Source organism: Phenylobacterium sp. (assembly GCF_035276905.1).
Lineage (GTDB): Bacteria > Pseudomonadota > Alphaproteobacteria > Caulobacterales > Caulobacteraceae > Phenylobacterium.
Window position 1 is genome coordinate 1 of the sequence record NZ_DATELG010000121.1, and the last position, 6457, is coordinate 6457.

Consider the following 6457-nt stretch of genomic DNA (forward strand, 5'->3'; position numbering starts at 1 on the left):
CGCGCCGGCGCCGGCCGCCGCCGCGCCGCAGGCCCCGCGGGCCGTGCACGAGCGCGAGGAGCGCGTGCGCATGACTCGCCTGCGCCAGACCATCGCGCGCCGTCTGAAGGAGGCGCAGAACGCCGCGGCCATGCTCACCACCTTCAACGAGGTGGACATGAGCGCGGTGATGGCGCTGCGGAACCAGCACAAGGACGCCTTCGAGAAGCGCCACGGCGTGAAGCTCGGCTTCATGGGCTTCTTCGTGAAGGCCTGCGTGCATGCGCTGAAGCAGGTGCCCGAGGTCAACGCCGAGATCGACGGCCAGGACCTGATCTACAAGAACCACTACGACATCAGCGTCGCGGTCGGCACCGAGAAGGGCCTGGTGACCCCGGTCCTGCGCGACGCCGACCTGCTCAGCCTGGCGGGCGTCGAGAAGGGCATCGGCGATCTCGGCAAGAAGGCCCGCGACGGCCAGCTGGCGCTGGAAGACCTGCAGGGCGGCACCTTCACCATCTCCAACGGCGGGGTCTATGGCTCGCTGATGTCGACGCCGATCCTCAATGCGCCGCAGTCGGGCATCCTGGGGATGCACAAGATCCAGGACCGTCCGGTGGCGGTGAACGGCCAGGTGGTGATCCGGCCGATGATGTACCTGGCGCTCAGCTACGATCACCGCATCGTCGACGGCCAGGGGGCGGTCACCTTCCTGGTCCGCGTCAAGGAAGCGATCGAGGATCCGCAGCGGCTGCTGCTGGACATCTGAGTTCGGTGATCTCCGCCGCCCGGCGCGGCCGGGCGGCGAGGGGTCGGCGTCACCAAACGGGGCAACCGCGCATGATCCTAGGCAAGCTCGCCGCCGTCCTGGCGCTGGCCGCCGCCCTCGCCGGCTGCAGCCTGTTCCCCAAGCCCGTCCCGTCGAGGCCGGGGGAGAACCCGCTGGCGCCCTTCCCGGACGGCACGGTCGACACCACCCACGGCGCGGAAGGCGCGCAGACTTCGCCCCACTGAGCGCACAGCGGCGCTCCGACGTTGAACTTCAACCCCCGGCGCCTAGGTTGCGCCGCACACTGGCTCTGGCAGGCGCATAATGGCTGAACCCACTTCCTACGACGTCGTCATCATCGGCGGCGGCCCCGGCGGCTACAACGCCGCGATCCGCGCGGGCCAGCTGGGCCTCAGGACGGCGGTCGTCGAGATGCGCAAGACGCTGGGCGGCACCTGCCTCAACGTCGGCTGCATGCCGTCGAAAGCGCTGCTTCATGCTTCGGAGCTGTTCGCGGCCGCCAATCACGAGTTCGCCCATCTCGGCATCGAGGTGACGCCCACGCTGAACCTGCCGCAGATGATGAAGCAGAAGGCGGAGTCGGTGACCGCGCTGACCAAGGGCATCGAGTTCCTGTTCAAGAAGAACAAGGTCGACTGGATCAAGGGGGCGGGCCGCATCGCCGGTCCCGGCCAGGTCGAGGTCACCGCCGAGGACGGCCAGAAGACCACGCTGGCGGCCAAGAACATCGTCATCGCCACGGGCTCCGAGCCCGCGGGCCTGCCGGGCGTGACGGTCGACCAGCAGCGCATCGTCGACTCCACCGGCGCGCTCTCGCTGCCGGAGGCGCCGAAGAGCCTGGTGGTGATCGGCGCCGGCATCATCGGCCTGGAGCTGGGCTCGGTCTGGCGCCGGCTGGGCGCCGAGGTCACCGTGGTGGAGTTCCTCGACCGCATCACCCCCGGCATGGACGCCGAGGTCGCCAAGGCCTTCCAGCGCGAGCTGACCAAGCAGGGCATGACCTTCAAGCTCGGCATGAAGGTCACCGGCGCCAAGGCCACCAAGAAGGGCGTGACCCTGACCATGGAGCCGGTCGCCGGCGGCGCGGCCGAGACGCTGGACGCCGACTATGTGCTGCTGGCGATCGGCCGGCGGCCCTACACCAACGGCCTGGGTCTCGAGAGCGTCGGGATCACCCTGGACCGCGGCTTCATTCCGACCGACCACTGGAAGACCTCGGCGCCCGGCGTCTGGGCGATCGGCGACGTGACCGTCGGGCCGATGCTGGCGCACAAGGCCGAGGAAGAGGCGGTCGCCTGCATCGAGGCCATCGCCGGCAAGGCCGGCCATGTGAACTACGGGGTCATCCCCAGCGTGGTCTACACCGCCCCGGAAGTGGCATGGGTCGGCCAGACCGAGGAGGAGCTGAAGGCCGAGGGCCGGGCCTACAAGGTCGGCAAGTTCCCGTTCCTCGCCAACAGCCGCGCCAAGATCAACCACGAGACCGAGGGCTTCGTGAAGGTGCTGGCCGACGCAGCCACCGACGAGGTGCTGGGCGTGCACATGATCGGTCCGTCGGTCAGCGAGATGATCGGCGAGTACTGCGTGGCCATGGAGTTCCGCGCCGCCTCCGAGGACGTCGCGCGCACCTGCCACCCGCACCCGACCCGCTCGGAGGCTTTGCGCCAGGCGGCCATGGGTGTGGAAGGCTGGACCATGCAGGCCTGAACGGCTGGAGATGGCGCGGGGCCTGGAGATCCGGCGGGCGCGGCCTGAGGAGCTCCCGGCCTGCGCCGACCTCTATGTGAAGGTGCTGACCGAGACCTTCACCTGGCTGCCGGCCGAACGGCACGACCGGCGCGAGTTTTTGCGCTCCGCCCGCGACGAGGACATCTACGTCGCCCTGGAGGCCGGCCGCATCCTCGCCGTGGCCGGCTTCTACCGGCCGATGAACTTCATCCACTCGCTCTATGTGCTGGAGCGCGGCCGCGGGGTCGGTAAGGCGCTGCTCGATCACCTGGCCGGCGTCGCCCGCGGGCCGCTGTCGCTGAAGGTGCAGGCGGCGAATCTGCGCGCCCAGGCCTTCTACGCCCGAGAAGGCTTCGTCGTGACCGAGCGCGGCCGCGACCCCGGCTCGGACATCACCTGGCTGCGGCTGACGCGCGACAAACCGTCGAAAAGTTAATTTGCCGCCGGCGGCGGATGGCGCGAGCATGCCGGCGTTCGACGGAGGCGCCGATGATCGCGCTCGTGCTGGCGGCCGGGCTCGCCGCATCCGAACCGGGCGACCTGCTGCGGGCACGCCCCGCCTGTCCGTCCGGCCTCGCGCACGCGTCCGACCCGGCCTCGCTGATGCGCCCGCAGGACTGGCCCGCGGCCCATGCCCGCAAGCTCGGCGACCTGCCCAGGGCGAAGGCGGAATACGCCGTGATGCGCAGGATCAATGGGTGCATGGTCGCCGCGCCGGTCGCGTTCCGGATCACACCACGCCAGTAGCTGTCCTCCCGGAATGCGCGTCAGCGCATGTCCGGGATCCATCTGCGTCACCGACGCAGAATGAATCACGGCGCCGACGCCGCGCCGCGTTTTCCCACGCCAGCGCTTCGCTTCGCGAAACCGGCTGACAGTTTGGGGTGTGGGGAGGGCTCAGGCCCGCGGATGGGCCTTCGAGTAGGCCGACAGCAGCCGCGCGGCGTCCACCTCGGTGTAGCGCTGGGTGGTCGAGAGCGAGGCGTGGCCGAGCAACTCCTGGATCGAGCGCAGGTCCGCGCCCGCGCCCAGCAGGTGGGTGGCGAAGGCGTGGCGCAGGGCGTGCGGCGTGGCGCTCGCGGCCAGGCCGAGCCGGCCGCGGAGGTTCTGCACGGTGGCTTGCACGTGCCGCGGCGACAGCGCGCCGCCCCGCTTGGCGCGGAACAGGGCCTCCTTCGGCTCGAGCACGAACGGCAGCTCGGCGAGGTAGCCGTCGACCGCCGCGCGCACGGCCGGCAGCACCGGCACGATGCGGGTCTTCGAGCCCTTGCCGGTGATGCGCAGCTCCGCGCCGAGGGGGGCGTCGGCGCGCGTGAGCGACAGCGCCTCGGAGATCCGCAGGCCGCAGCCGTAGAGCAGGGTCAGCACCGCCTGGTCGCGGGCTGATTCCCAGTCCTCCCGGTCGGGGTCCAGAGCGGGCTCGGCGATCATGCCGCGCGCCTGGTCCTCGCTGACCGGCCGGGGCGCGCCGGGCTTCACCTTGGGGCCGCGCACCAGGGCGATGGCGGCGTTGGGCGCGTCCAGCCTGCGGTCGAGGAAGCGGTGGAAGGTGCGGATCGCCGACAGCGCCTGGGAGAGCGAGCGCGGCGACAGCGGCGGCTCTCCGGAGCGCAGGTGCGCCAGCCACGCCCGCACCTCGGCGGCGCCCACCTCGGCCAGGCCGGGGACGGTCAGCGCCTCGCCGCGGTGGCGTTCGAGAAAGGCGATGTAGCGGGCCGCGGCGAAGCCGTAGGCCTCCAGGGTGCGCGGCGAGGCGCGGCGCTCGCCCGCCAGGTGCTCCAGCCAGCGCGACCGGGCCTCATGTGCGCTCAGAGGAGCGGCCATCGCTCGGCCGTGCGCTCGACCACGCGCGCCAGGAAGGCGACGAGCTCGGGGCCCATGTCGGGGGTGAAGCCTTCGGGATCGGCCGAGCCGAAGGCCAGGACGCCCTGGCGGGAGGGCTCCCACATCGCCATGCGCACCAGGGCCATGGAGCGGACCTCGGTCTGGCGGCCGTCGAACAGGCCGAGCGCCGTCGGCAGGACGCCCATGCGGGCCAGTCCATGGTCGCCGAGGATCATGTCCACCTGGCCCTCGACCAGGAGCCTCCAGCCGGCCGGCGCCCGCTCGCCTTCCAGCGCGATGCCCGCGGCGGCCAGGCCGAACCGGTGCTGCGCCAGGTGGTCGATCCGGTGGGCGAGGTCGGCGTGGTTGCGCGCATCCAGGAGGTCGACGACCGCGCCGTGGGTCTGGGCCTGGGCGGAGAAGTTGGCCCGCGCGATCTCCTCCAGCTGCTGGCGCTGCAGCGCCTCGCGCTGGTGGGCCGCGTGCACACGGGCGATGGCGGCCGGGCCGAACTCGACGACATTGCCGCCGTCGACCTTCAGGCCCAGCTCCTGCAGCAGGCCGTCGTCCTCGCGCAGGAAGTCGGGGTTGTCCGCCAGGAAGCGCCGGACCGCGGTCGGCTCCAGGGGGGCTGCGCCGATCCTGCCCTGCGATCCGTCCATCCGCGCCCCCTGGTCCTTTGCTTGGCGCGCGCCGGGCGGGTTAACCGGCTTCCACCTAACCCTGGCGCGCTTCCGTCAGAGAATCGACTGACCCGTCTTGGCCCAGTCGCTCATGAACTGTTCAAGACCCTTCTCGGTTAACGGGTGCTTGAAAAGGTCCTGGAAGACCGCCGGCGGAATGGTCGCGCAGTCGGCGCCGGCCATCGCCGCTTCCTTGACGTGGGCCGGCGAGCGGATCGAGGCGGCGAGGATTTCCGTATCGTAGTCGTAGTTGTCGTAGATGGTGCGGATCTCGGTGATCAGGTCCATGCCCTCGGCGCCGTGGTCGTCCAGGCGGCCGATGAACGGGCTGATGTAGGTCGCGCCGGCCTTGGCCGCGAGCAGGGCCTGCGCCGCCGAGAAGCAGAGGGTGACGTTGGTGGCGATGCCCTCGTGGGCGAACTCGCGGGTGGCGATCAGGCCGTCGCGGGTCAGCGGGACCTTGACCACCACGTTCGGCGCGATGGACGCGAGCTTGCGGCCCTCGTCCAGCATGCCGACGGTGTCCATGGCGGCGACCTCGGCGCTGACCGGGCCGTCGACGGCGTCGCAAATCTCGCGGATCACCTGCAGCATCGGGCGGCCCGACTTGGCGATCAGGGTGGGGTTGGTGGTGACCCCGTCCACCAGGCCGGTCTGCGCCAGGTCCTTCAGGAGGTTCACATCGGTCGTATCGAGGAAAAGCTGCATCGGTCCCGCTTCCGGTTGTTCAGGGCGCTTCGACGGCTGGGCGCAAAGGTTCTGGCTTGTAGCTGGTGAGCGAGAAAGCGCAAAACGCTGCCGATGAGCCGCATCGCGTCCGTCCTGCTCCCCATGCCGCTGCCGGAGGCGTTCGACTACGCCGAGCCCGAGGGCATGGCGCTGGCGGTGGGCGACCAGGTGGCCGCGCCGCTCGGCCCGCGGCTGATGCGGGGCGTGGTGGTGGCGTTGCGCGAGGCGGCGGGCGGCAACCGGCCGCTTAAAGCCATCGACCGGCGGCTCGACGAGCCGTCGCTGCCGCCGAACACCCTGGAGTTCGTGCAGTGGGCCGCGCGCTATGCGGTCGACGCGCCGGGACAGCCGCTGGCGATCGCCCTGCGCGGCGCCCGTGCGCCGAGGCCCAAGCCGGTCAGGGTCGTCCGGCTCACCGGGGCGCAACCGGCGCGGCCGACGCCGGCCCGTCAGCGGGTGCTGAAGGCCGCCGAGGGCGGAGCGCTGTCGCCCGCCGATCTCGCACGCGCCGCCGGGGTTTCGTCCGGGGTGGTGAAGGGGCTGGTCGAGGAAGGGGTGCTGGAGATCGTCGAGCTCGCCGCCGAGGCCCGCTTCGACGAGCCGGACCTCGCGCGGGCTGGCTCCGAGCTCAATCCCAGCCAGGCCGCCGCCGCAGGCCTGCTGAAGGAGATGCTCGACGAGGGCGGCTTCAATGTCGCCCTGCTCGACGGCGTCACCGGCTCGG

Annotated in this window: 8 protein-coding genes and 1 pseudogene; 6 read left to right on the forward strand and 3 right to left on the reverse strand. The window is 71.3% G+C overall.

Annotated elements, in window-relative coordinates; all coding sequences use genetic code 11:
• The 5 genes from odhB to VJS38_RS05550 form a co-directional block, all read left to right on the forward strand.
• The coding region (odhB, locus tag VJS38_RS05530; RefSeq protein WP_324087156.1) for a 2-oxoglutarate dehydrogenase complex dihydrolipoyllysine-residue succinyltransferase at positions 1-748 on the forward strand (748 nt) is incomplete at its 5' end.
• Positions 749-819: 71 nt separating this feature from the next.
• Entirely contained in the window at positions 820-993 is a 174-nt protein-coding gene (locus tag VJS38_RS05535; RefSeq protein WP_324087157.1) for a hypothetical protein, read from the forward strand.
• Positions 994-1072: 79 nt separating this feature from the next.
• Positions 1073-2476 carry a dihydrolipoyl dehydrogenase gene (lpdA, locus tag VJS38_RS05540; protein WP_324087158.1) on the forward strand — a complete coding sequence of 468 codons (1404 nt, stop codon included), beginning with the start codon at positions 1073-1075 and terminating at the stop codon, positions 2474-2476.
• 10 nt (positions 2477-2486) lie between these two features.
• Entirely contained in the window at positions 2487-2933 is a 447-nt protein-coding gene (locus VJS38_RS05545) for a GNAT family N-acetyltransferase (protein WP_324087159.1), read from the forward strand.
• 53 nt (positions 2934-2986) lie between these two features.
• Complete coding sequence (locus VJS38_RS05550; protein ID WP_324087160.1) at positions 2987-3244, forward strand: hypothetical protein; 258 nt, start codon at positions 2987-2989, stop codon at positions 3242-3244.
• Between the two features lie 150 nt (positions 3245-3394).
• Here the strand turns inward: VJS38_RS05550 and VJS38_RS05555 are convergent, their stop codons facing one another.
• The 3 genes from VJS38_RS05555 to fsa all read right to left on the reverse strand — a co-directional run bounded on the left by VJS38_RS05555 (position 3395) and on the right by fsa (position 5712).
• Complete coding sequence (locus tag VJS38_RS05555; RefSeq protein ID WP_324087161.1) at positions 3395-4321, reverse strand: tyrosine recombinase XerC; 927 nt, start codon at positions 4319-4321, stop codon at positions 3395-3397.
• Positions 4306-4983, reverse strand: coding sequence for a DUF484 family protein (locus VJS38_RS05560; protein WP_324087162.1), 678 nt, complete (start codon positions 4981-4983; stop codon positions 4306-4308). Before VJS38_RS05560 ends, VJS38_RS05555 begins: the two co-directional genes overlap by 16 nt.
• Before the next feature lie 75 nt (positions 4984-5058).
• On the reverse strand, positions 5059-5712 hold the full coding sequence (gene fsa / locus VJS38_RS05565; protein WP_324087163.1) for a fructose-6-phosphate aldolase: 654 nt from the start codon (positions 5710-5712) through the stop codon (positions 5059-5061).
• 93 nt (positions 5713-5805) lie between these two features.
• Here fsa and VJS38_RS05570 point away from each other — a divergent pair.
• Positions 5806-6457: pseudogene (locus VJS38_RS05570) on the forward strand (primosomal protein N'); the annotation flags it as partial.

Bases quoted from the DNA above. Each gene is read 5' to 3' on its own strand.
- VJS38_RS05535 (WP_324087157.1), top strand. From the start codon at position 820: ATGATCCTAGGCAAGCTCGCCGCCGTCCTGGCGCTGGCCGCCGCCCTC.
- lpdA (WP_324087158.1), top strand. From the start codon at position 1,073: ATGGCTGAACCCACTTCCTACGACGTCGTCATCATCGGCGGCGGCCCC.
- VJS38_RS05545 (WP_324087159.1), top strand. From the start codon at position 2,487: ATGGCGCGGGGCCTGGAGATCCGGCGGGCGCGGCCTGAGGAGCTCCCG.
- VJS38_RS05550 (WP_324087160.1), top strand. From the start codon at position 2,987: ATGATCGCGCTCGTGCTGGCGGCCGGGCTCGCCGCATCCGAACCGGGC.
- VJS38_RS05555 (WP_324087161.1), bottom strand. From the start codon at position 4,321: ATGGCCGCTCCTCTGAGCGCACATGAGGCCCGGTCGCGCTGGCTGGAG.
- VJS38_RS05560 (WP_324087162.1), bottom strand. From the start codon at position 4,983: ATGGACGGATCGCAGGGCAGGATCGGCGCAGCCCCCCTGGAGCCGACC.
- fsa (WP_324087163.1), bottom strand. From the start codon at position 5,712: ATGCAGCTTTTCCTCGATACGACCGATGTGAACCTCCTGAAGGACCTG.